Here is a 24844-nt window from a genome sequence, read left to right on the forward strand (position 1 = left end):
CGCGATAATTCCAGCAACCGGAAAAAGACCAACAAGCGCCACGGGAGCGACGGTACGATGGAAAAAGGCATTTTTGACGGGCTCAAGGTCCTGGACTGCGCGAGCTTCATCGCCGCGCCCGCGGCCGCCACCGTGCTGTCCGACTTCGGCGCCGACGTCGTCAAGATCGAGCCGCCCGGCGCCGGCGATCCCTACCGGAACCTGCCGAACCTGCCCGGCTATCCGCACAGCGAACACAATTTCGCGTGGATGCTGGAGGCGCGCAACAAGAAGAGCCTGGCGCTCGACCTCACCAAGCCGGACGCGCAACAAGTGCTGTACAAACTCGTCGCGGAAGCCGACGTCTTCATCACCAACATGCCGCCGCAAGTGCGCGCCAAGCTCGGCATCACCTACGACCATCTCGCCCATCTCAACGACCGGCTGATCTATGCGTCGTTCACCGGCTATGGCGAGAAGGGCGAAGAGGCCAACAAGCCCGGCTTCGATTCCAACGCCTATTGGGCGCGCTCCGGCCTGATGGATCTGGTGCGCGCCGACGAGGACACCACCCCGGCCCGCTCGGTCGCCGGCATGGGCGACCACCCCTGCGCGATGGCGTTCTACGGCGCGATCGTCACCGCGCTGTTCCAGCGCGAGAAGACCGGCAAGGGCTCGCATGTCTCGACCAATCTGATGGCCAACGGCGTCTGGGCCAATGGCGTGCTGGCGCAGGCCAAGCTGGTCGGCGCCAAGTTCAAGAAGCGGAAGCCGCGCGAAGCGGCGTTGAACGCGGTGACCAACCACTACAAGTGCAGGGATGGCCGCTGGATCATCCTGTCGCTGCTCAACGAGGAGCGGCAATGGCCGACCCTGGCGCGCTGCATGGGCCGCGAGGATCTCGTCACCGATCAACGATTTGCCACCAAGGCAGACCGCCATGCACGCTCGGTCGAGCTGATCAGGATTTTCGACGAAGTGTTTGCCAGCAAGGACCTCGCCGAATGGCGCAAGGTTCTCGACGGCAACGGCCTGGTGTTCGGTGTCGTCGGCATCCTCGACGACATCCCGACTGACAAGCAGATGATCGAGAACGAGGTGCTGGTGCGCTTCGAGAACGACACCATGCTGACCGTCAACAGCCCGATCTTCATCGACGGCGCCAAAAAGGTGCAGCCGCGCAAGCCGCCCGAGGTCGGCGAGCATTCAGACGAGATTTTGCGCGAGGCGGGCTACGACGAAGCCACGATCCGGAAGCTGCGCGCCTCCGGCGCGGTGGCTTAGACGGCGCACGCTCCCCAGTCGTCATTGCGAGCAGAGCGAAGCAATCCATCGCGCCGCAGCGGAGACATGGATTGCTTCGTCGCTGCGCTCCTCGCAATGACGACAACGGCAAGAACAAGAGGACGACCCATGCCCCGCTATCGGCTGCACTACTTCCCGGAATCCGGCAACAGCTACAAGCTCGCGCTGATGCTGACCTTGTGCGGTGAGACGTTCGAGCCGGTGTGGACCGATTTCGGCGGCGGCGTCACGCGGACCGCGGAATGGCGCGCGACCGTGAACGAGATGGGCGAGATCCCGGTGCTGGAGGTCGACGGCGAGCGCCGCACCCAGACCGCGCCGATCCTGCTGCAACTTGCCGAGAGTTACGGAAAATTCGGCGGTGAGACACAGGCTGAGAAATTCGAGCTGCTGCGCTGGCTGTTCTGGGACAACCAGAAACTCTCCGGCTACATGGCGACCTACCGCTACATGCGCACCTTCACGCCGTCGGTCGATCCCAAAATCCTCAAGCATTACCGCGCGCGGCTCGACGACTTCCTCGGCATCCTCGACCAGCATGTCGGCAAGAATGCCTTCATGATCGGCGCGCGGCCGACCGTGTCGGATTTCTCGATGATGGCCTATCTGCACTATCCCAGCGACGAGACCGGCTACGATTTTGCCGTGAGCCATCCGAATATCAGCGCCTGGCTCGGCCGCATCGCCGCGCAGCCCGGCTGGAAGTCGGCCTACGACCTGCTGCCCGGGCCGCGGCTGAAGCACTACGCGTAAGGCTCTTTTTTTGACGCGTTTTCTTCACGCGAACCGGTGCCCACGTCGCTCGAAAACGCTATGTTCAGCGTTTCAGCCAGGCCCAGACGATCGCGACAACGATGACGCCGATAATGACCGCGGCAGCGATCGCCCAGCTGCTGACGCGGACGTCGCTGACCACCTGGCGTTCGGCCTCGTTCTCCGCGATCTCGCGGTTGCGCTGCTTGTCCTGCTCGGGAGCACTCATCGGCCGGGTCTCCGCTCAAGGGCTGGCCGGTTCAAGCCCATGCCATCGGCGGCAATGTAGCACCAAATGATGACGCCAGAAGCCGATCGCTACCGGCTTTTGATGAAACACATGCCCATGCGCGAGGTCTGGCCCGCAACCTGGCAAACCAGCCCATCGGCGCAGGTCCAGGCGCGAAAGCTGCGGTCGGCCTCGGCCGGCTTGGCGCCGGGCAGGTAGCAGTGCGCGCCCCAGCCATCGCTGTACTCGGTGCCGGCTAGCTCGATGCTGCCGCGCGATTGCGGGCGGTTGGAGAAGCCGCGCGAAAAATCCGGCGTCTTGCCGTCGCGGAAGCTTGAGAGGATATCGCGGCGGCGGACCTGGTCACCGAAGAAATGCGGCGAGCCCGGCACGACGGTGGAATTCGACGGCTTGGCGGCCATCCAGTCGACGCCAGGGAAATGAAAGCCGCCGATGCCGCGGGTCTGGTGGCAGCCTGTACAGGTGACGTCGTTGAGACGCCGCTCGAAGCCGGCGAGCGACTGGATGTTCTGCAGCCGCGTTCCATCGGCCGCGGCCTTTTTCAAGGCTCCGACGACATCGTCCGCCGAGAACAACGCCTTGTCGGCGCCGCCATCACCCTGCACCAGCCCGAACTCCGGCTGCAGATCGCTGACGTCGAAGCCCGCGGGGGTCGGCGCGACGGCGCCGATGGCGAGGAATTTCTCCGGGATCAAGAGCGTGCCGCGATCAAGCTCGGCAAAATGCCCGGGGTCGAGCAGCCAGGCCTTGAACTCGCGCCTCAGCCCCTCGTCCGCCAGGATGCGATCGCGGTCGATCTGGTTCTCCATCGGCGCTTCCGCGAAACGCTTCGCCTGGCCGTCATAGTCGAACACTTTCAGGAGATAGTCGGTGCGGAAGTCACGCACCGCGGATTTCGGCGCATGGGCGATCTGAAGATTGGTCTCGATCCGATCGATATTGGAGGGACTAATCAGTTCGAGCGGACCGCCCTTGCCGAACAGTTGTTCCATGGTCGGCGGGGAGTTGCTGGTTGCGAGCCAGCGCCGCGCGATCTCGCGGCAGGTGATCGACGGATCGTCGCCATCGCCCTTCGCTCTCAGCACCAGATTCAGCGTCATCGGCAGGCGTTGCGACACCGCGTTCTCGCCGATCGTGGGGACATCGGTACGGGTCAGGCGATAGATCAACCGGATCTCACCGCAACTGGCCGATGCCACGTAAGCGCGGTCCATGCGGTTGACGATGCCTGACAGAACGAAGCTGACGTCAGGGGACCCGAACAGGCCGCGGTCGAACAGCTGGAAGGCGTAACTATCGCCAACGCCGATACTCTCGTTCGGCAGGCTGGCCTTGTGCCTCGCGACATAGCGATCGAACTCGCGGTCGAGTGCCTCGCGCACCAGTAACATCGAGGGCAGTCCAAACAGCTCGCTGTTCGGAAGCGAAAGGCCGGCCGCACGCTCTGGCGACAACATATGGCCGAGGCCGAAGCGGCCGTGATCGAGCTCGCGCAGAATGGCGGGATCGATGATCGCGGTCCCGCGCTCAAGCGGGCGATCCTCGCCTGCGCCCGCGGCGCTGACGCCGCAGAGCAGGACGGACACGATCAAAAGGCATCTCAGCACGCGGCTCATGCCTGCACTAACACCGCGCGGGGAAGCCTATTCAAGAAAAAAGGCGCTTCACATCGCGGTGAAGCGCCTTGGTGTTGTCGCTATCCTCAGCGCGAAACGATCAGGCCCCTGCTGGTGACGACCACCCAGCGGCCATCCTGCTTGCGGATGGCGTCGACGCGGCCGAGGCCGGGGACGGGATCGCCGGCATAGACCTCGTAGACCCCCTGGCGGCTCTCGATCAGCGCACCACCATTGCCGACGTCACGGAGCGCCCAGCCATCGACCACCGGCAGGCGGGCGACCTCGACCTTGGGTGCGGCAGCGGCTGTCGCAGACGGCGTGACCGAGCCCGTGATGTCCCTGGCTGCCGCGGGCGCCACGGCGGCAACGGCCGCAGCCGGCGGCGTGGCGCGGAGCTTGTCGACGGCTTCGCTGAGCTTGGCGAGCTTGGCCATCGGCTCGGTCTGCGCCTTCTCGACCTTTTCGAGGCGGTCATTGGTTTTGTTGGATTGAACCGTGCCGGCCCGGGCGGTCTGGTCGACACTGGATTTCAGGGCGAGGATTTCGGCATCGATCCGGGCGATCGAGGCGTCGACCGTATCCTTCGTGGTGTCCTTAGCGGATGCGACGGCGGGGGTGGTGATGTGACCGAGACCCGCGGTCGCGAGCGCACCGCCGATGGCACCAGCGACCGTCGCCAACGCCACCACAGCCGCCATCGCCGCGACCCAGCGTGTGCCGGAGGGCTTGGCGGCCTGCTCGTGGGCCGGCTTCGAGGCGGCCCCCTCATGATCCCAGGCGCGGTCGCCGGGCGCCATGATCATCAGCTTGCCCGGGAAACGCGGCTCGTCCTGCCTGCCGGCCTCGACCTTGGGCACGTCCATCTTCGGCAGATCGACCTTGGGCGGCTCGACCTTGGGCGCTTCCATCCTGGATGCGTCCGCCTTCGGCGACGTCTCCTCCTGGTCGGGCGCCAGTCGGGGAGCCTCAACATCGGCCGCAGCCATCACAGGCTCGGTTTTCGCCGCCATTTCAGCGCCGGTATCAGCGCTGACCGGCTCGCTCTGCTGCTCACTCACGTTCAAATTCTCCAGACTGGGTTGACCTTTTGGTAACTTTTATTGCTTGCGAAATCGTTACCGGGCTCATCAGCGGGCTTGGGCTTACCGAAATTTTAGGAACTTTTGCGGGCGGGATTTAGGCGGATGCTGCCCTGCGGCATTCCGCGCGCCGGCTCGGTTTGCGCCCGGCCCTTTCCCGACTAACATGGGCCAACCAACCAGCCAGAAGGCAGGCGCGGCGATGACGATCGAAAAGTGCATCATTGAATTTGATGTCGATGACGTCATTTTTGAGGAAGGCTCGACCGGGCGCGAGCTTTTTGTCGTGCTCGACGGCAAGGTCGACATCGCCAAGATCGATGGCGGAAACAAGACGGTCATCGTCAACCTCGGCAAGGGCGAATTCTTCGGCGAGATGGCGGTCATCGACGGCTCATCGCGCTCCGCCACCGCAATCGCCGCCGCGCCTCGCACCCGGGTGATGCGGATCAACCACGCCCGCTTCGTCTATCTCGTCAGCCAGCAGCCGGCGTTCGCGCTGATGGTGATGGACGCGCTGTCGAAGCGCTTGCGCGCCTCCAACGCCGTCACCTACCGGACAACGGGCACCCCATGAGCGATCGCCGGCCGAGCCCGTTCAAGACTCTGTTCGACACCGATGTCGCAACCCTGATCCAGGCGGCCGAGGACGTCTACCAGATCCGCTTCAAGAACCGCGCCGCGAACGCCTATCTGGTGCGCGGCAGCAGGCGGACGATCATGATCGACGTCGGCCTGTCGAGCAACTACCCGCACCTCGTCGCCTGCCTCGATCATATTGGGGTGACACCTGCCATGATCGACATGGTGGTGCTGAGCCACGAGCATCTCGACCACATCGGCGCGGCCTATCATTTCGACGGCCGCGCCTACATCGCCGCGCACCGGCTCGCCGCCAACAAGATCATGCTGCGCGACGACTTCTCGATGCTGCGCAAGATGTTCAACGAACCGAACGAGCCGATCGATATCGATATCTGGCTCGAGGAAGGCAATCTGATCGACTTGGGCAATTTCCGCCTCAACGTGATGTATACGCCCGGCCACACCTCGGCCTGCATCACGCTGTTCGAGCAGGACCGGGGGCTGCTGTTCGCCGCCGATACGCTGATGCCCGGCGGCGTGATGGGCGGCGTGTTCGGCTCAGGCTCGATTGCCGACTACATCCAGTCGCTGGAGCGACTGAAGGGACTAAGCGCGACCATCCTGCTGTCTGGCCATGGCCGGCTGTCCGACACGCCGCGGGACGACGTGCGGATCGCGCTGCAGCGCTCGCACGCCCTGCTCGACGACACCGCACAACTGTTCGATGCACTCGATGCGCGCGCGAACTTCGAGCCGATCATGCAATCGGTGCGGGACCTCAACAAGCTCGACGATTGACGCCATTTTCGCCGTCATTGCGAGCCAACGGGTCGCGCGAATGCGCGCCCGATGACAGGCTCAGCGAAGCAATCCATATCTCCGCTTGCGGAGGAGTGGATTGCTTCGTCGCTTCGCTCCTCGCAATGACGTTGGATTTGACAAACGCGCGCGCCCCCTGTTCAACAGCATCAACAACCCTAAAAACAGGGAGCGAGGACCATGAGGTTTTACGACTCGATCGGGCCGAACCCGCGCATCGTGCGGATGTTCATGGCGGAAAAAGGCATCGAGATTCCCAAGCAGCCCGTCGACCTGCGCAAGGGCGAAAACCGGGAGGCCGCGCATCTGAAGCGCAATCCGCACGGCCAGATGCCGGCGCTGGAGCTCGACGACGGCAATCACCTCTCCGAGATCACCGCGATCTGCGAATATCTCGAGGAGAAGCACCCCTCGCCCGCAATGATCGGCACGACGCCGGAGGAACGCGCCGAGTGCCGGATGTGGACGCGCCGCGTCGACCTCAACATCGCCGAGCCGCTCGCCAATGGCTATCGTTTCGGCGAGGCGCTCAAGTTCTTCGAGAAGCGCATTCCCTGCGCGCCCGAGGCCTCGCCCGGGCTGAAGATGATCGCCGCCAACCGTATCAAATGGCTCAACGACCAGATGGCCGACGGCCGCCATTATATCTGCGGCAGCCGTTTCACGCTCGCCGACATGCTGCTCTATTGCTGGCTCGAATTCGGCAATCAAGTCGGCCAGCCGCTGGACCAGTCGAACACCAATATCATCGCATGGTTCAACCGCGTCGGCGAACGGCCGTCGGTCAAGGCGTAGTGTCCGATCGCCGAACCTCACGACGCAAGACAGTAACCGGCGCGGTGCCAAACGTCGCCAACGGGGAAGGACAAGCGGATGCAGGCCGAAGCCACCAAAGCTGAAGCCGTGAAAGCTGAAGCACTCGCGCAGATGCGCCGCCGCGTCGTGATTTCCTCGACGATCGGCAATGCGCTGGAGTGGTTCGACTTCACGGTGTTCGGCCTGTTCGCGGGCATCCTGAGCAAGCTGTTCTTTCCGTCAGACAATCCGAGCTCGTCGCTGCTGCTGACCTTCGCCACATTCGGCATCGCCTTTGCGGCACGCCCCTTGGGCGGACTGGTATTCGGGCTCTACGCCGACAAGCACGGCCGCAAGAAGGCGCTGGTCGTGATGATCTCGCTGATGGCGGTCGGCACGGGTCTGCTCGGCCTGCTGCCGACCTATGGCGCGATCGGCATCGCGGCGCCGCTGCTGTTGCTGCTGGCACGGCTGATCCAGGGCTTTTCCGCCGGCGGCGAATTCGGTAGCGCCAGCGCCATGCTGATCGAATTCGCGCCGCCCGGCCGGCGTGGCCTTTACGGCTCGTTCCAGATGGTGTCGCAGTCGCTCGCCTTCGGGATCGGCGCAGCCATGGCCATCGGCCTCAACCTCGGCCTGTCGGCGGACGCGTTCGCGAGTTGGGGGTGGCGCGTGCCGTTCATCCTCGGCATCCTGATCGGACCCACCGGGTGGTACCTGCGGCAGCGATGCGACGAATCGCCCGAGTTCCAGGCCTATCTCGCCGAGAAGGCCGTGACGGCGCAGCCGAAGCGACAGACCACGCTCGGCGAGTTGTTCTCCGACCATCCGCGTGAATTGATCGCGTCGTTCTGCCTGATCGCGGCCGGCACGGCGATCAACTACGTCAATGCGATCTTTCTGCCGACCTATGCCGTCGCCGAGCTGAAATTGCCGCTGCTGAACGCCCAGCTGGGGCTTCTCTTTATCAGCGTTGCCAACGCGGCGATCGCGATGGCCTCCGGCGTGCTCTCCGACCGGATCGGCCGCCGCGCGGTCCTCGTTCCGTCGCTGATCATCTACGCCGTGCTGTTCTACGTGATGTTGCAGCGGCTGGTCGCCGCTCCGACAACCACGAACCTCTGGCAATTGCAGATCGTCGCGGTTTTCCTCGGCGCGCTGGCGGGGCCGATGCCGGCCTTCATGACTGAAATCTTCCCCGTCGGCCTGCGCTCGACCGGCGCGTCGCTGATGTACAATCTGGCGGTGATGCTGTTCGGCGGGCTCGCACCTTTCATCAACACCTGGCTGGTGCAAGTGACTGGCGACAAGGCTGCCCCCGTCTACTACATCTTCTTTGCGGCCGCGGTGGGCCTGGCCGGCCTGTCCGTCTACCGGGCGCGAACATCCGGGGCGGGAACCATGCCTGAGCCTGCGTTATCGCGGATCCCGCTCGCCGGCGAGAAAACGGCAGGGTAAGACGCGCGCACCGCTAGATCACCACTGGCGCATCCGGCAGTTCGTTCGGGCCGCCTTCCATGTGCGGGAAGTATTTTGCTAGCTCCCGCGACACCGCGGCAATCCCGTTGGTCACGCCCTGCTCGAAACGGCCGGCCCTGAAGTCTCTTTCCATCGCGCGACAGATGGCTTCCCAACCGGCAGCACCGACCTTCATGTCGATGCCGCGATCGGCGACGATCTCGACGTCGCGATCGGCGAGCAGCAGATAGATCAGAACGCCGTTGTTGTGATGGGTGTCCCAGATCCGCAGGTGCGAAAACACGTCCAGCGCCCGCTCCCGCGCCGGCTGATCGCGGAATAGCGGCGCGCCGTCGAGTGCGCCCTCGACGACGAAGCGGATCTGGCCGGAATGAGTGGCCTCACCCGCCTTGATCGCCTGCTCGATCGCATCGAGCACGCGCGGCGGAAAATCACGCCGCACCCGCCAGCGATGTTCGAGCAGATGCTTGCCGATGCGCTTGATGCCCATAGCTACCAGCTCCCCGAGGCGCCGCCGCCGCCGAAATTGCCGCCTCCGCCGCTGAAGCCTCCGCTGCTGCTCGAGCCCGAGCCGCCGCCCCAGTTGCCGCCGCCGGACCAACCTCCGGGATAGCCACCGCCACGCCGGTATGGTCCCGAGCCGACAACCGGACCGCCAAAATTCAACCCGCCGAAGATCAGCGCCGCCACGAAGCCAAACAGCCCGAGCGCGAGGGCCGTGAGGATCGATCCGGCCACCATCCAGGCAAAGACACCGACGATGCCGCCGGTCGCGACCGAGCCGAGCAGCCGTCCCAGTATCGCGCGCAAAAACCCGGCCCCGATGACGACGGCAAAGATCAGCACCGGATTGGCGAAATCGACCAGGTGGGCCGCCTGCCAATGTTCCGGCTCCGGCGCCGGCAATTGCTCGCCATTGATCAGGCCAATGATGCGGTCGACGCCGGCCGATATGCCGCCGGCGAAATCGCCGGCCTTGAACTTCGGCGTGATGTCCTCTTCGATGATGCGGTGGGTGACGACGTCGCTGAGTACGCCTTCGAGGCCGTACCCGACCTCGATGCGCAGATGCCGGTCGTTCTTGGCGACCACGAGCAGCGCACCGTCATCGACCTTCTTGCGCCCGATCTTCCAGGCTTCGGCGACCCGGATCGAGAACTGCTCGATGGCCTCCTCGCCCGTGGTCGGCACGATCAGCACCGCAACCTGGGCGCCCTTGCGAGTCTCCAGATCCTGCAGCTTCGCAGTCAATGAAGCGACGTCGCTCGAAGACAGCGTTCCGGTCTGGTCGACGAGACGGCCGGTGAGCGGCGGCACCGCGACCTCGGCCAGCGCCGGACACATGAAGCCGAGCAGGAAGGCGAGCAGGATGACGCGCGCAGCGGTCATTGCGGGCGGCCGCACCACCGCTACTTCGACGGCGTCGGTGCCGGGTTGAAATCGACCTTCGGCGCGGTCGAAATCTCCTTCTCGTTCTCGACCGTGAAGTTGGCCTTCTCCTTGTAACCGAACACCATCGCGGTCAGGTTGTTCGGGAAGGTGCGGATGCCGACGTTGTAGTCCTGCACCGCCTTGATGTAGCGGTTGCGCGCCACAGTGATGCGGTTCTCGGTGCCTTCGAGCTGCGCCATCAGGTCGTGGAACAACGCGTCCGATTTGAGCTGCGGATAGTTTTCCGTCACGACCAGCAATCGCGACAGCGCGCTTGAGAGTTCGCCCTGTGCCTGCGTGAACTTCTGGAACGCGGCCGGATCGTTGACCACCTCCGGCGTTGCCTGGATGCTGCCGACCTTGGCACGCGCATTGGTGACGCCGAGCAGCACGTCCTTCTCCTGCTGCGCAAAGCCCTTCACCGAGTTGACCAGGTTCGGCACCAGATCGGCTCGCCGCTGGTACTGGTTCACCACTTCCGACCAGTTCGACTTGACCTGTTCGTCATTGGTCTGGATCGCATTGTAGCCGCAGTTGGTCAGGCTCAAGGTCGCCAGCGCTGCCAGCACGGTCCAAAGCTTGCGCATGAAAGTCCTCCCGGTGGAATTCTGCAGCACCGTATCAGATTCTTGCAGGGTAATCCCGTGTGGCGGTTTTCGCCGGCATTTTTGCCGCTGATTGCGCTTGCCTATCCCTGTCCGACCCGTTCATCATGTTGAAAAATCGATCCCGGGGAGGATCCATGACATCTGAACAATTCGAGACGATCGTCGTCGAACCGGAGCCCGCGATCGCACGGATCGTGATGAACCGCCCCGAGGCGCGCAACGCCCAGAACCTGCAAATGACCTACGACCTCAACGCCGCCTTCGACCAGGCGGTGCAGGACGATGCGGTCAAGGTCATCATCCTCGCCGGCAACGGCCCGCATTTCTCGGCAGGCCACGACTTGCGACCGGCCGGGAAAAACCAGGCTGGCGTGGATTTCCCGCCGGTCGGAAATTGGGGTGGCTTCGCCGAGCCGAACGCGCATGGCCGTTTCGCGCGCGAGCAGGAGATCTATCTGCAAATCACCCGGCGCTGGCGCAATCTCGCCAAGCCTGTCATCGCGGAGGTGCACGGCAAGTGCATCGCCGGCGGGCTGATGTTGGCCTGGGCCTGCGATCTGATCGTCGCAAGCCACGATGCCGAATTCTGCGATCCCGTGGTCACGATGGGCGTCTGCGGCGTCGAGTGGTTCGTGCATCCCTGGGAGTTAGGGGCGCGCAAGGCCAAGGAGATGCTGTTCACCGCCGATAGCTGGAGCGCCGACGAGGCGCATCGCCTCGGCATGGTCAATCACGTGGTGCCGCGCGGCGATCTCTCGTCCTTCACGCTGGCGCTGGCGCGCAAGATCGCGGCCAAGCCCGCCTTTGCGCTGAAGCTGAGCAAGGAGGCGGTCAACCGCACCACTGACATCATGGGGCAACCGGCGGCGATCGATCAGGCCTTTGCGCTGCATCAGCTCTGCCACGCGCATAATCTTCAGGAATTCGGAATGGTGGTGGACCCCGCGGGCCTGCATCCGTCCGTCAGAAAATCCGCCAATTTGAAATAGACCAGATGGACCTAACCCCCAGCGACGAACAGCGCCTGCTGCGCGAAAGTGCCGACCGCTTCGTGGCGGAAATTTTTACGGCCGAGCACCGGAAGAACGCTGCCAACGAGCCGCTCGGCTTCTCGCCCGCGATCTGGAAGCAGTTCGCCGAGCTCGGCTGGCTGGCGCTGCCGATCAGCGAAGCCCATGGCGGGCTTGGCGGCGGCGCGATCGAGATCGGGATCCTGATGGAGGCGTTCGGGCGCGGGCTGGTGTCCGAGCCCTATCTCGCCACCGTTGTGATCGGCGCCGCGCTGGTCGCCGAATGCGGCACCGAAGCGCAGAGGCAAGCGATCCTGCCAAAGGTCGCGGAAGGCGCGCTGTACCTCGCCTTCGCGCATTCGGAGCGCGCCGCGCGGTTCGACCTTGCCCATGTCGAGACGACGGCGACAAAGACCGCCGGCGGCTGGCAATTGAACGGTCACAAGACCGCGGTGCTCGACGGCGCGGCCGCCAACCAGATCATCGTCTCCGCCCGAATTGCCAATGCGAACGGCGCGTCGGGCAAGGTCTGCCTGTTCGTGGTGCCGGCTGGAACGCCCGGTCTCGTCCTGCACGACTATGCGCGTCTGGGCGGCGGCCGCGGCAGCAGTCTCGATCTCAACAATTTGCAGCTTCCAGCCGACACCCTGCTCGGCGACGGCGGCGATGCGCTGCCCACGATCGAAGCCGTGGTCGATCGTGCAATGGCAGCCCTTGGCGCCGAAGCCGTCGGCATCATGCAGACGCTGCTCGACACCACGCTGGAATACACCAAGATCCGGAAGCAGTTCGGAAGGCCGCTGTCGGCCAACCAGGTGATCCGGCACCGCCTCGCCGACATGGCGATGCAATGCGACGAGGCGCGCTCGATGGCGTTGCGCGCAGCGCTGATGGCCGATGCCGAGCCGGTGGCGCGCAGCCGTGCCGCGTCCGGCGCGAAGGCAAAAATCGGCAAATGCGCGCGCTTCGTCGCCGAACAATCGGTGCAACTCCACGGCGCCATGGGCGTCACCGAGGAGCTCGATATCGGCGCCTATTTCAAGCGCCTGCTCGCCTTCGACACGTTGTTCGGCGGCAGCGCCCATCATTATCGCCGCCACGCCGCCTTGAGGGGCCGCGCGCAGGAATAACGGAGAGCGTCAGATGGATCTCACCTTCAACGCCGAGGAACGCGCCTTCGAGCAGGAGGTACGCCACTTCATCGCGGCGAACCTGACGCCGGAAATGAAGCGCGCCACCGCGCTGACGCCTTCGGTGTTCTCCGATCCCGACATCGGCATGGCCTGGCAGCGCACGCTGCACCGCAAAGGCTGGGGTGCGCCGGGCTGGCCGGCGGACCATGGCGGTCCGGACTGGACGTCGGCGCAACGCTGGATCTTCGAGACCGAATGCGCCCGCGCCGGCGTGCCCAATGTCAACGTGATGGGCGTGAAGATGGTCGGCCCCGTCATCATTGGCTTCGGTTCGCCGGAGCAGAAGAACTTTTACCTGCCGCGAATCCTCTCAGGTGAGGACTATTGGTGCCAGGGCTATTCCGAACCGGGCTCCGGCTCCGACCTCTCGTCATTGAAGACGCGCGCGGTGCGCGACGGCGACGAATACATCATCAACGGCACCAAGATATGGACCACGCATGCGCATCACGCCAACCGCATGTTTGCACTGGTGCGCACCAATGAGGGTGAACGCCAGCAGGACGGCATCAGCTTCATCCTGATCGACATGACAACGCCGGGTATCACCACGCGGCCAATCGTGACCATCGGCGGCGACCACGAGGTCAACCAGGTGTTCTTCGACGACGTCCGCGTTCCCGTGGCAAATCGTGTCGGCGAGGAAGGCAAGGGCTGGACCTACGGCAAATATCTGCTCGAGTTCGAGCGTGGCTCCGGCATCGCTTCGGCGAAGCTGCGCGAGGCGCTGAGGACGATCTCCGAACTCGCTGAATCCGACGTCACCGGCCGCGCCATCGATGATCCTGACATCGCGATGCGGGTGTCGGAGGTTGAGGTCGATATCGATGCGCTCGAGATGACGGAGCTGCGGGTGCTGTCGGCGCTGCAGACCGGACAAAATCCCGGTGCGGTGTCGTCGATGCTCAAACTGCGGAACAGCGAAATCCGCCAGGCGGTGACGCGGCTTGGCGTCGATGTGATCGGCAATGACGGGCTCGCCGTCGAACCGGCGCGGCCGCTCTACAGACTGAACCACGAGCCGGTGATTTCAGAGGAATTGCTGCCGGTGGTTCCGGAATATCTCAACGGGCGCGCCTACACGATCTTCGGCGGCTCGTCGGAGATCCAGCGCGACATCATCGCGAAGATGGTGCTGGGGCTGTAAGGCCACCACCGTCATTCCGAGGCATCGCGCAGCGATGAACCCGGAATCTCGAGATGGTGGCGCGAGATTCCCGATGCGCAATCGCGCATCTGAGGTTCGCGCTGGCGCGCACCCCGGAATGACAGAAGCCTACGCCGCCGCCCCCGCCTTGGCGTCACGAATCGCCTGCCAGATCTTCGACGGCGTCAGCGGCGTGTTGAGCCTGCTGATACCGAGCTCGCTCAGTGCATCCATCACGCCATTGGTGATGCAGGGCGGGCCTCCGATCGCACCGGATTCACCGCAGCCCTTGGCGCCGAGCGGATTGGTCTTGCATGGCGCGGAATCGTCCAGCGTCACACTGATCGGCGGGATGTCGTCGGCACGCGGGATGCAATAGTCCTGATAGCTCGCGGTCAGAAGCTGGCCTTCCTCGCTATAGGCCACACCTTCGTACAACGCCTGACCGATGCCCTGGGCGACACCGCCATGCACCTGGCCGGTGACCAGCATCGGATTGACGGCGACGCCGACGTCGTCGACCGTGGTATAGCGCACGACCTTGGTGACGCCGGTCTCGGGATCGATCTCGACCTCGCAGATATGGGTGCCGTTCGGCCAGCTCGGCCCGTCGACCTCGCCTTCGCTCTCGACCGAGAGCTTGGCGCCGTCTTCCTTCTTCGCGATCTCGAACAGGCTGATACGCCTGTCGGTACCGACCACGGTGAGAAAGCCGTCGCGATATTCGATGTCCTCGACCGAGGCCTCCAGCATGTTGGAGGCCTTGTCGCGCGCCTTGTTGATCATGTCGTTGCTGGATAGCGCGACCGCGGTGCCACCGACGAACAGCGAGCGCGAGCCGACGCTGCCGAAGCCGGTGGCGAGATCGGTGTCGCCCTGGATCACGTCGATCCGGTCCATGGCAATGCCGAGCGAGTCCGAGACCATCTGGGTGTAGGTGGTCGCCAGCCCCTGCCCCATCGCCATCGTGCCGGAATGGAGAACCACGCGGCCTTCGGCTGTGGCATGCAGCGAGACTTTCTCGGTGTGGGCGCGGCCGCCGGTCCATTCGATATAGCTGGTCAGGCCGCGGCCATAAAGCAGGCCCTTCTTCTTCGCTGCCTTCTTGCGGGCGGCAAAGCCGTTCCAGTCGGCGAGGTCGGACGCGCGCTCCAGCATGTGCGCGAAGGCGCCGGAATCATACACCTGCCCGACCGCATTGGTGTAGGGCAGTTGCGCCGGCTTGATGTAGTTCACCTTGCGGAGAGCGCGCGGATCCATCCCGATCTGGCGCGCGGCGGCGTCAAACAGCCGCTCGACGATGAAGACCGCCTCGGGCCGGCCAGCGCCCCGATAGGCGCCGACCGGGGCGGTGTTGGTCATCACCGATTTCACCTCGAAATGCACCAGCGGCAGGTCGTAGACACCGGTCTGCACGAACGGACCAAGTACCAGCGGGATGATGTTAGCGGTGCCCGACGAGTAGGCGCCGGTGCCGCCGATCGAGCGCACCCGATAGGCCAGTACACGGCCGCTGGCGTCGAGCGCGAATTCGCCGGTCGAGGTGAGATCGCGGCCATGGGTGCCGCCGACAAACTCGTCGGTGCGGTCGCCGCGCCAGCGGATCTTCTTGTTCAGTTTTGTGGCAGCGTAAGCCACGATGCCGTCTTCAGGATAGAGGCTGGTCTTCTGGCCGAAGCCGCCGCCGATATCGCCGACCAGCACGCGCACGCTGTCCTTTGGCCGCTTCAGGATCGATTCCGCGAGCAGGTCGCGGGTCGACCCCGGCGTCTGCGACTGCACGTGCAGAATAAGCCGGCCGGTCTTCTTCTCGATCTCCGCGATGGTCGAGCGCGGCTCCATCGCCGACGGCACCAGGCGCTGGCTGACCAGGTCGAGCGACACTTTGTGCGCGGCGTTGGCAAAAGCCTCTTCGACCTTGGCGGCATCGCCGTAGCTCATCGCGGCCACGATGTTGTCGGGCGCCTCCGGCCAGACCGCGGGCGCACCTGATTTGATCGCCTCGACCGAATCGACCACCGAGGGCAGCATCTCGTAATCGACCTCGATCGCCTCAGCCGCGGTCTGCGCCAGCACCCGCGAGGTCGCGACGACGGCCGCCACCCCCTCGCCGGCAAAGCGCACCACCTCATGCGCCAGCAGGCGCCGCGGCGGCACGCTCATCGGCTTGCCGTCCGGCCGCTTGAAGATCGCGAGCGTCGGCAGCGTGCCGATTTCGTCCTTGACCAGGTCCGCGCCGGTATAGACCGCCTCGACGCCGGGCATCTCCAGCGCCGCCTTGGCATCGATCGACTTGATGTTGGCATGGGCATGCGGCGAGCGCAGCAAGTGCAGCCAGAGTGCCCCGTCCTCCGGTTTATCGTCGATGAAATGCCCCTTCCCGGTGAGCAGCCGCTGGTCTTCCAAACGCTTGACCGGCTGGCCCGCACCAAAACGCATATTGCCGGGAAGAATGTTCATCAGAGGGTCCTTGATATCAGAAATTCGGCGGGTTTTAGCGGATTTTCACCGCAAGACAACACGCCACCGTCATTCCGGGATGGTCCGAAGGACCAGACCCGGAATCTCGAGATTCTCCGATGCGCAATTGCGCGTCTGAGGTTCGATGCTGACGCATCGCCCCGGAATGACCAGATGGTGAGAGCACATGCAACGCGCAAGCCAGCTTCAATGCAGATCGCGCAGAGCCGCCTCGACCACTTTGCGTTGCTCGGCCGTGAGCGGGGCCTGCGGCGGCACGGGGTCGCCGACGTCGTAGCCCTGGATCGCAAGCCCGGCCTTGATGCAGGCGGCGAGGTTGAAGCGGGCGAACGCCTCGTTGATGCGCCAGAGCTTGCGCTGGAGCGTTATAGCCTCGTCCCATCGGCCGCGGCGGCAGAGGTTATAGAGCTCGACGCTTTGCCGCGGGATGATACAGGCCGGGCCCGCCATCCAGCCATGGCCGCCGATCAGCATCACGGCGGCCGGAATATGGGCGGAGGCCGAGAACACCTTCAAGCCGTCGCCGCAACGGTTCATGATCGACAACAGCCGCCCGGTGTTGGTCGAGGCGTCCTTGATGTAGCCGATGCGCGGATGGGCAGCGAGCTGCGCGATGACGTCGAGCGTCAGATCAGAGCGCTGGAAGTTCGGATTGGTGTAGATCACGACGGGAATGTCGACGGCATCGGCAATGGCGCGGAAATAGGCCTCGACCTGGGCATCACTGAGCGGAAAATACGCTTCCAGGATCGCGAGGATGCCGTTGGCGCCGCGCTTCTGATAGGCCTTGGCCTGCGCCACCGCATCCGCCGTCGAGGTCGAGGCAACGCCGGCGACGACGGGCACGCGGCCCTGCGCGGCCTCGATGGTGGTCTGCACGACCTGCGCGCGCTGGGCATTGTTGAGATAGGCGAACTCGCCGGTCGAGCCGAGCGGCGTCAGCCCGTGCACGCCGGCCTTGATCAGATCGTCGCACAGCCGGCCCAGCACCTCGGTGCGGACATGGCCGGCGGGATCGACCGGGGAGACCAGATACGGGAAGACGCCGTGGAAATCAGCCATTTGCGATCAGCCTCGTGGACGGCGAGACATAGTCGGGATCGTGCGCAAAGGGAAGCGGCGCCGCCGTGCGCAAGGCCTGCAAAACGGAGGCAAAATCGGTGCTGGCGCGAAAGCCGAGCAGGCGTTCGGCCTTGGTGGAATCGTAGATCCGGCCGATCGATTTCGGCAGCTGCCATCCGCGGCGCGCGAACAGCGCCGGCGCATCGGGGAAATAGCGTGCGATCACATCAGCCGCGTCGAATTTCAGCGCCGCGACGTCCTTGCGCGCAAAGGGCGTCGGCGCGCTGATCACAAAGACCTCGAAGCCGCTGGCTTTCTCGAGTGCCACCACATGGGCCTCAGCGGCGTCCTCGACCGTCAGGCGGCGATACATGAGTTCGGTCGCCTTCAGGTTCTCGCCATGGATGTCGCGGATCGTATCGTCGTCTTCGGGGAAGAAGCGGCTGGTGCGCAGTACCGCGCAATTCAGCCCATGCCCCTTGCTGAACAACCGGCACAGCCCTTCGGCGGCAAGTTTCGTGATGCCGTAGATATTTCGCGGCTCGAGCGGGCCTGTGGTCTCGTCGAGCCAGACGGCGGCAGAGCCCTCATCGTCGCGGATCGCCTGCGAGATCATCAAGGATGTCGTCGAGGTGAAGATGAAGCGGTCGTGGCCTGCAGCGGCGGCCGCCTGGAGCAGATTGAGCGTCCCCGTCACGTTGACATCCACAAACGCCTGCGGCGGGAATCGCTCGATGTCCGGCTTGTGCAGGGCACCGGCGTGGATCACGGCCTCGATACCGTGATCGGCAAACACCCGATCGACGACGGATCGTTCGGCGATCGAGCCGACGACATCGGTCGCCTCACCCGGGACGACGTCGAGGCCGACCACGCGGTAGCCGGCCTACCGCAGCCGCGGTGCAAGAAAACGCCCCAGCCAGCCGGACGAGCCCGTCAACAGCACACGCATGACGTCTGCCCCGGCCGCGCCTTCAGAATACCTTGGCGATCGCGGCTTGCGCGTCGCCCTGGATCTGCTTCAGATGATCCGGTCCGCGGAAGCTTTCGGCGTAGATCTTGTAGACGTCCTCGGTGCCGGACGGACGCGCCGCGAACCAGCCAGACTCGCTCTCGACCTTGATGCCGCCGAACGGTTGATCGTTGCCCGGCGCCTTGGTCCTGACCGCGCGCACGGGATCACCGGCAAGCTGCGTCATGTTGAGCTGCTCGGGGCCGAGCGCCTTCAGCGCGCTCTTTTGTTTTGATGTCGCCGCGACATCGATGCGCTCATAGTAGGGAACGCCTAGCTCGGCGGTCAGTTCGTTGAACAGCTCGCTCGGATCGCGGCCGGTCTTTGCGATGATCTCCGCCGCCAGCAGACCGAGGATGATGCCGTCCTTGTCGGTGGTCCAGACCGAGCCGTCCTGCTTCAGGAATGAAGCTCCAGCGCTCTCCTCGCCGGCAAAACCGAATCCGCCGCTCCCGAGTCCCTCGACGAACCATTTGAAGCCGACCGGCGTCTCCACCAGCTTGCGATTCAGCTTCTTGGCAACCCGATCGATGATCGAGCTCGACACGATGGTCTTGCCGATCGCTGCACTCCCGCTCCATTGCGGCCGGTGCGCGAACAGATAGGCGATCGCGGTAGCGAGGAAATGGTTCGGGTTCATCAGTCCGTTCGAGCGGGTCACGATGCCGTGGCGGTCGGCGTCGGTGTCGTTCGCAAAGGCAACGTCGAAGCGGTCGCGCATCCCGATCAGGCTCGCCATCGCATAAGGTGACGAGCAGTCCATCCGGATCTTGCCGTCCCAATCCGCGGTCATGAAACGGAAGGTTGGATCGACGGCGTTATTGACGACGGTCGCGTTGATCCCGTAGCGGGCGATGATCGGTTGCCAGTAGTGCACCGCGGCGCCGCCGAGCGGGTCGATGCCGATCCTGACGCCGGCGGATTTGATCAGCGCGAGATCGACGGTGTTGCCGAGGTCGGCGACGTAAGGCGTGATGTAGTCATACAGATGCGTCGTCGCTGCCTTCCGCGCGCGCTCATACGGCATCCGCGCGACGCCCTTGAGGCCGGCTTCGATGTAGCGGTTGGCGTTCTTCTCGACCACCCCGGTGACGTCGGTATCGGCCGGACCACCGTGCGGCGGATTGTATTTGTAGCCGCCGTCCTCCGGCGGGTTGTGCGACGGCGTGATGACGACGCCATCGGCAAGCCCGGTACTGCGTCCCTTGTTGTGGCTGAGGATCGCGTGTGAAATGACCGGCGTCGGCGTGTAGCCGGCCTGGGCATCGATCATGATCTCGACGCCGTTGGCGGCGAACACTTCCACCGCGCTTGCGAGCGCCGGCTCGGCCAGCGCATGCGTGTCGATGCCGATAAACAGCGGCCCCGTCAGCCCGGCCTCGCGGCGATAGTCGCAAATCGCCTGCGTGGTGGCGAGGATGTGGTCCTCGTTGAAGGAGTTCTTGAGCGACGAGCCGCGATGGCCCGAGGTGCCGAAGGCAACGCGCTGGGCTGGATCGCTGGCGTCAGGCTTGCCGGCGAAATACGCCGTGACCAGCCGCGGCACATTGGTGAGCGAGGCGGGATCGACAGGTTTGCCGGCGGCGGGATTTGGTGTCGTCACTTGACCTCCCAGAACAGGTATCGCCGGCCATCAACACGAATGAGGTATGCCCCGGCGTGCTAGCATGGTGGCTTACTTCCAATCAAGCCGGGGGCACTTCGTTCCTTGCTGCCGCGGCAACGCGCTACGACACGTCGATCTGCTCCACCTTCTCGCGGAGTTCGTCGACCAGTACCCGCTTGTTCTCGGTGTAGTCGACCGGAACCACGACGAGATGCACACCGCCGCCCGCGAAAGCGCGCTCCAGCGTCGGAACGATCGCCTCCGTGCTCTCGATGCGGGAGCCCTTGGCACCATAGCTCTCGGCGTATTTGACGAAATCCGGGTTGCCGAAGGTGAGGCCAAAATCGGGGAAATGATCGACCGCCTGCTTCCATCGGATCATGCCGTAGGCGGAGTCTTCCAGGATCAGGATCACGAGATTGAGCTTGAGCCTGACAGCGGTTTCCAATTCCTGCGAGTTCATCATGAAGCCGCCGTCGCCGCAGACCGCGAGCACCCGGCTCTTCGGATAGAGCATCGCAGCCATCATCGCCGACGGTAGGCCGGCGCCCATGGTCGCCAGCGCATTGTCGAGCAGGAGTGAGTTCGCCAGCAGCGTGCGGTAGTTGCGCGCGAACCAGATCTTGTACATGCCGTTGTCGAGCGCGACGATGCCGTCTTCGGGAATCACCTGCCGCACATCGTGCACGATGCGCTGCGGCGTTGGCGGCCAGTGCCCTTCCGTGGCGCGGTCGCCGATCTTTGCCAGGATGCCTTCGCGCAGGCTCTGCAGCGCGCTGGCGTGGGGGAGCCGTCCCTCCAGCCTGTCAGCCAGCAGCTCGAGGCTCGGGCCGACGTCGCCGATCACCTCACACTGCGGAAAGTAGACCTGCTCGACATTCGCCGCCGTGTAGCTGACGTGAACCACCTGCGGGCCCTTCGGGCCCATGATGAAGGGCGGCTTCTCGATCGTGTCGTGACCGATCGCGATGATCAGGTCGGCGCGGTCGATCGCCTCGTGCACGTAGTCGCGCTCGCTCAGTGCGGCGGTGCCCATGTACAGATTAGTGCCGCCGGACACCGTGCCCTTGCCCATCTGGGTGGTGAAGAACGGAATCCTGGTGCGCCGAACGAAATCGCCGATTCCAGCCGTGCTGCGTGGGCGCGACGCGGCTGCGCCGAGCATGATCAGCGGGCGCTGCGCCTTGAGGATCATGTCGGCAGCGCGATCGAGCGCAGCCGCGTGCGCCACCGGAATCTCGATCGGATGCGGCGGTATCATCGCTACCGGCTCCGCCTCTTCACCCGCGATGTCCTCCGGCAGTTCGAGCAGCACCGGGCCCGGCCGCTCCTGCATCGCGAGCCGGAACGCGTCGCGGACCAGGGTCGGAATGGTCATGGTGCTGACGATCTGAACCGACAGCTTGGTCAGCGGACGGAAGGTGTTGATGATATCGACGATCTGGAACTTGGCTTGCCGGCTGCTCAGAATGCCCTTCTGGCCCGTGATCATCACCATCGGCATCGCGCCAAGCAACGCGTAGGCAGCGCCGGTCGCGAGATTCAGCGCACCGGGACCGAGCGTGGTCATGCACACGCCGGGTTTGCCGGTCAAGCGGCCATAGGTCGCCGCCATGAACGCCGCGGGCTGCTCGTGGCGCGTGACGATCAGCTTGATCGAGGATTTGCGCAGGCTTTCGACGACGTCGAGATTCTCCTCGCCGGGAACACCGAACACCCGTTCCACACCCTCGTTTTCGAGAGCAGCGACCAGCAAATCGGAACCTTTGACCATCTTAGCCTCGCAGTTTTGATTGCATGCTGCCGGCCGAGCATAGCCGCATCGCACGCTGTCGGGGAGTCCCTCAGGGCTTGTGTGCCCCGATCCATTCAGCGACCTGGCGCAGCACGCGTGCCTGGAGGTCACCCGAGATCGCGATCGCTTCCAACGCCCGCCCCACCATCAGCCGTCCGCCGCCGGTCGATTGCGACGGGGCAAAGGCGGCAAGCTCGGCGGCGTGGGCTGGATCGGTAAAATTGGTCATGAAATTGGGGACGAACTGGTCGCGGAAGTTTGGTCCCTGCTTCGCCAGCAGCGTGTCAAAGTTCTTCTGGACGAAATCCCAGGCGAGCTGCGGCTGCTCGCCCGCGGACGCAACCGTGCCGATCATGCCGCCAACGATGGTGCTGGGCAACCCGGCGGTCAACGTAAACGCCAGCGTCGCCTGCGCCAGTTCGGGATCGCGGGCGCTGGCGGCGGCAAAATAATAGCGCAGCCGCTCATTGGTGACCGTGCTCTCGCGCGCGAGCGCCAGCAGCGTGTCATAGGTCGCCCGGTCGGCCGTGATGCCGACCAGATGGGCCACGGCGTCGCGCAACGCATTCGGAAGCGAGGTGGGATCCACCAGGAAGGCCGCGAACCGCCGCTTCGCCTCGGTGATAACAGCCTCGTCACCGAGATCACCAAGCGCCCTGATCAGGCTTGCGCGCAGCAGCGCGGTGTCATCATCGGCTGGGCCACCGCCGTCCCATCCGAGCCTGTCGAACACCGGGCGCAGCTTCGCGCGCGCATAGGCCTGGATCGCCGGCCGCTCGGCGCGGTCGCGTGACAGGCGGTTGAGCGCCGCAAATGACGAGATCACCTGCTCCCATACCGCACGATGATCGCCGACCTCGAGCGCGTCGAGCAGCGCGAGATAGGACGATGGCTCGGCGTGGCCGGCCTGCACCAGCGCCCAGTTGTCGGTGACGATGTTGAGCCGGTCGTCGACCTGCATTGGCGCGAACGCGTTCAGCAGCGCGGCGCGGTTCTTCGGGCCGTATTCGACGCGGTAATAGCCGATGTCGCCGAGATTGACCTTGATCGCATCGCCGCAGGCGCCGGCCGGTACATCAGCGCTGCCCTGCAGCAGGATATCCGCGAAGGGCTTGCCGCCCACCGGCCCGGCCGCCACCGGGATTTGCCAGTCGTGCGCCGGTAGCGCGGCCGCGTTGGCCGGCGCGATTACGAACCGGTCCTGCCGCAGCGTCAGGCGCTGCGAGGCGCCGTCGCAGATCGTCTCCGCCACGACCAGCGGCACGCCATCCTGTTCGGTGAAGGATGCGGCCACGCCGGTGATTTTCTTGCCCGCTGTGCTTTCCAGCGCGTGCCAAAGATCGGCTGTCGTGCTGTTGCTGTAGGCATGCGCGGCCATGTATTTGCGGATGCCGTCACGGAACGCCTGCTCGCCGAGATAATTCTCGAGCATGCGGATCAACGCCTCGCCCTTGCTGTAGGTGATGGCGTCGAACGCCGTGACCGCCTCGCTGTGATCGGCGATCGGCTGCTGGATCGGATGCGAGGTGCGGCGCGCGTCGAGCGTCATGGCAAACTGCTTCGCGCCATAACCGTTCAGCCAGCTTTGCCATTGCGGGTAGAACTGTTCGGACGCCTTGGTCGACATCCAGCTGGCGAAACCTTCATTGAGCCAGAGATTGTCCCACCAGGCCATGGTGACGAGGTCGCCGAACCACATATGCGCCATTTCATGCGCGATGATTCCGAAGATGCCGCGCCGCGCGGTTTCCGCGTTGGTCGCGGGGTCGAACAGCAGCCGGCTCTCAAAGAAGGTGATGCCGCCCCAATTCTCCATCGCCCCGCCGAACCCGCCGGGCACCGCGATCAGGTCGAGCTTCGGCAGCGGATATTTCACGCCAAAATAGTCGTTGTAGTAGCCGAGCAGCTTCACTGCGCTGTCGAGCGCGAACCGGCCCTGCCCGCCCTTGCCTTCTGTCGTGACGACGCCGACCGTCACGCCATCGGCGTCCGCCGTGACACGTTCGAGTTCGCCCACGGTGAGCACGAAGAGATAGCTCGACATCCTCGGCGTCGGCGCAAAGGAGACCTTTTTGAGATTGTCGGCGACCGCCTCTTCGCTCGCGACCGGCATGTTGCCGACCGCCAGGAGATTCTTCGGGATCACGACGGTCAGCGCAAACGTCGCCTTGAACGCCGGCTCGTCCCAGCACGGAAAGATCCGGCGGGCATCCGCCGGCTCCAGCTGGCTCGATATCAGCCGCTTCATGCCGTCCTTGGTCGGATAATCGACCGAAAACAGGCCAGTGCCGAATTTGTTGATCTGCGCCGTGAAGGCGATGCGAAGCTTGTGCCGGCCTGCCGCGATCGGCTGCGCGAAGGTCAGCGTCGCGGTCTGCGCCGCGGTATCGGTCACCACCGCCGCACGCTGCGCGCCGTCATCGGCGGTGACGTCACCAAACGCCGTATTGACCGCGTTCAGCGTCACTTGCGCGACAGGCTCGCGCACCTCGACTTCGACGGTTTCGACACCGGGCAAGGCCAGGGTTGTGAAATCCGCCGTCAGCTCGATCGTATAGCTCACGGGAATGACGGACTTCGGCAGCTTGCCGGGCGTCGCGTCGAAGGAGAATGTCTGCTCGGCGAAGGCACCCGCAACCATCGACAGGAGCAGGGCAGCCCCCGTGGCAACACGACGCAGAGACGTCCACCGGAAGTGGCCTGCAGGCTTGTTCATTGTGAGCGACTCACACGAGGCTTCGAGGGATTCAAAGGTCATCCCGGAAACGAATGACACAATCGGCAATCTAGGGGAGAAAACGCCGCGATGAAACTGACAACCGCGCGACCCAGCCTG

General features: G+C 64.5%; 21 protein-coding genes. 9 read left to right on the forward strand and 12 right to left on the reverse strand.

From position 1 onward, the window contains the following. The first annotated feature begins 57 nt into the window (after positions 1 to 57). A complete protein-coding gene (locus ACP2YO_RS39345; protein ID WP_426436533.1) occupies positions 58 to 1263 on the forward strand; it encodes a CaiB/BaiF CoA transferase family protein in 1206 nt (401 codons plus the stop codon). Between the two features lie 129 nt (positions 1264 to 1392). Continuing rightward, positions 1393 to 2037: a glutathione S-transferase family protein gene (locus tag ACP2YO_RS39350; protein WP_426436535.1), complete on the forward strand. Its 645-nt coding sequence runs from the start codon at positions 1393 to 1395 to the stop codon at positions 2035 to 2037. Between the two features lie 64 nt (positions 2038 to 2101). Here the strand turns inward: ACP2YO_RS39350 and ACP2YO_RS39355 are convergent, their stop codons facing one another. The 3 genes from ACP2YO_RS39355 to ACP2YO_RS39365 form a co-directional block, all read right to left on the reverse strand. Further along, positions 2102 to 2266, reverse strand: coding sequence for a hypothetical protein (locus ACP2YO_RS39355; RefSeq protein WP_426436537.1), 165 nt, complete (start codon positions 2264 to 2266; stop codon positions 2102 to 2104). A gap of 89 nt (positions 2267 to 2355) precedes the next feature. Further along, a complete protein-coding gene (locus ACP2YO_RS39360; protein ID WP_426436539.1) occupies positions 2356 to 3903 on the reverse strand; it encodes a hypothetical protein in 1548 nt (515 codons plus the stop codon). A gap of 86 nt (positions 3904 to 3989) precedes the next feature. Beyond that, positions 3990 to 4970: a hypothetical protein gene (locus ACP2YO_RS39365; protein ID WP_426436541.1), complete on the reverse strand. Its 981-nt coding sequence runs from the start codon at positions 4968 to 4970 to the stop codon at positions 3990 to 3992. Between the two features lie 217 nt (positions 4971 to 5187). Between ACP2YO_RS39365 and ACP2YO_RS39370 the strand changes: the two genes are divergently transcribed. The 4 genes from ACP2YO_RS39370 (at position 5188) to ACP2YO_RS39385 (ending at position 8642) form a co-directional block, all read left to right on the forward strand. Further along, entirely contained in the window at positions 5188 to 5562 is a 375-nt protein-coding gene (locus tag ACP2YO_RS39370) for a Crp/Fnr family transcriptional regulator (RefSeq protein WP_426436543.1), read from the forward strand. Next, positions 5559 to 6368, forward strand: a complete 810-nt coding sequence (locus ACP2YO_RS39375) for an MBL fold metallo-hydrolase (RefSeq protein WP_426436545.1) — start codon at positions 5559 to 5561, stop codon at positions 6366 to 6368. Before ACP2YO_RS39370 ends, ACP2YO_RS39375 begins: the two co-directional genes overlap by 4 nt. A 201-nt stretch (positions 6369 to 6569) precedes the next feature. Beyond that, positions 6570 to 7184 (forward strand): glutathione S-transferase family protein, encoded by a 615-nt coding sequence (locus ACP2YO_RS39380; protein WP_426436547.1) that lies wholly within the window; start codon positions 6570 to 6572, stop codon positions 7182 to 7184. A gap of 78 nt (positions 7185 to 7262) precedes the next feature. Then, positions 7263 to 8642, forward strand: coding sequence for an MFS transporter (locus ACP2YO_RS39385; protein WP_426436549.1), 1380 nt, complete (start codon positions 7263 to 7265; stop codon positions 8640 to 8642). A 13-nt stretch (positions 8643 to 8655) separates the two neighbouring features. Here the strand turns inward: ACP2YO_RS39385 and ACP2YO_RS39390 are convergent, their stop codons facing one another. The 3 genes from ACP2YO_RS39390 to ACP2YO_RS39400 are packed head-to-tail and all read right to left on the reverse strand — an operon-like array spanning position 8656 to position 10681. After that, complete coding sequence (locus ACP2YO_RS39390; protein ID WP_426436551.1) at positions 8656 to 9153, reverse strand: TPM domain-containing protein; 498 nt, start codon at positions 9151 to 9153, stop codon at positions 8656 to 8658. A gap of 2 nt (positions 9154 to 9155) precedes the next feature. Further along, positions 9156 to 10052 carry a TPM domain-containing protein gene (locus ACP2YO_RS39395; RefSeq protein ID WP_426436553.1) on the reverse strand — a complete coding sequence of 299 codons (897 nt, stop codon included), beginning with the start codon at positions 10050 to 10052 and terminating at the stop codon, positions 9156 to 9158. A 20-nt stretch (positions 10053 to 10072) separates the two neighbouring features. Next, complete coding sequence (locus ACP2YO_RS39400) at positions 10073 to 10681, reverse strand: LemA family protein (protein ID WP_426436555.1); 609 nt, start codon at positions 10679 to 10681, stop codon at positions 10073 to 10075. A 155-nt stretch (positions 10682 to 10836) separates the two neighbouring features. Here ACP2YO_RS39400 and ACP2YO_RS39405 point away from each other — a divergent pair, with 155 nt between their 5' ends. Genes ACP2YO_RS39405 through ACP2YO_RS39415 form a run of 3 tightly spaced genes read left to right on the forward strand, consistent with a single transcriptional unit; the run spans position 10837 to position 14052 of the window. Continuing rightward, the gene (locus ACP2YO_RS39405) at positions 10837 to 11691 is read left to right on the forward strand and encodes an enoyl-CoA hydratase (protein ID WP_426436557.1); all 855 of its coding nucleotides are present in this window, start codon (positions 10837 to 10839) and stop codon (positions 11689 to 11691) included. 5 nt (positions 11692 to 11696) lie between these two features. Then, positions 11697 to 12842, forward strand: coding sequence for an acyl-CoA dehydrogenase family protein (locus tag ACP2YO_RS39410; protein ID WP_426436559.1), 1146 nt, complete (start codon positions 11697 to 11699; stop codon positions 12840 to 12842). Between the two features lie 13 nt (positions 12843 to 12855). Further along, on the forward strand, positions 12856 to 14052 hold the full coding sequence (locus ACP2YO_RS39415; protein WP_426436561.1) for an acyl-CoA dehydrogenase family protein: 1197 nt from the start codon (positions 12856 to 12858) through the stop codon (positions 14050 to 14052). 129 nt (positions 14053 to 14181) lie between these two features. Here the strand turns inward: ACP2YO_RS39415 and ACP2YO_RS39420 are convergent, their stop codons facing one another. The 6 genes from ACP2YO_RS39420 to ACP2YO_RS39445 form a co-directional block, all read right to left on the reverse strand. Next, complete coding sequence (locus ACP2YO_RS39420; RefSeq protein ID WP_426436563.1) at positions 14182 to 16512, reverse strand: xanthine dehydrogenase family protein molybdopterin-binding subunit; 2331 nt, start codon at positions 16510 to 16512, stop codon at positions 14182 to 14184. A 207-nt stretch (positions 16513 to 16719) separates the two neighbouring features. After that, positions 16720 to 17595: a dihydrodipicolinate synthase family protein gene (locus tag ACP2YO_RS39425; protein WP_426436565.1), complete on the reverse strand. Its 876-nt coding sequence runs from the start codon at positions 17593 to 17595 to the stop codon at positions 16720 to 16722. Further along, positions 17588 to 18469, reverse strand: a complete 882-nt coding sequence (locus ACP2YO_RS39430) for an NAD-dependent epimerase/dehydratase family protein (RefSeq protein ID WP_426436567.1) — start codon at positions 18467 to 18469, stop codon at positions 17588 to 17590. Before ACP2YO_RS39430 ends, ACP2YO_RS39425 begins: the two co-directional genes overlap by 8 nt. Positions 18470 to 18569: 100 nt before the next feature. Further along, positions 18570 to 20210 carry a phosphoglucomutase (alpha-D-glucose-1,6-bisphosphate-dependent) gene (gene pgm / locus ACP2YO_RS39435; RefSeq protein ID WP_426436569.1) on the reverse strand — a complete coding sequence of 547 codons (1641 nt, stop codon included), beginning with the start codon at positions 20208 to 20210 and terminating at the stop codon, positions 18570 to 18572. A gap of 124 nt (positions 20211 to 20334) precedes the next feature. Beyond that, positions 20335 to 21987 (reverse strand): acetolactate synthase large subunit, encoded by a 1653-nt coding sequence (locus ACP2YO_RS39440; RefSeq protein WP_426436571.1) that lies wholly within the window; start codon positions 21985 to 21987, stop codon positions 20335 to 20337. 70 nt (positions 21988 to 22057) lie between these two features. After that, the gene (locus ACP2YO_RS39445) at positions 22058 to 24724 is read right to left on the reverse strand and encodes a M1 family metallopeptidase (RefSeq protein ID WP_426436573.1); all 2667 of its coding nucleotides are present in this window, start codon (positions 24722 to 24724) and stop codon (positions 22058 to 22060) included. Positions 24725 to 24844: the final 120 nt, after the last annotated feature.

The sequence above is a fragment of the Bradyrhizobium genosp. P genome, from assembly GCF_049949265.1.
In the GTDB taxonomy this organism is placed as follows: Bacteria; Pseudomonadota; Alphaproteobacteria; order Rhizobiales; family Xanthobacteraceae; genus Bradyrhizobium.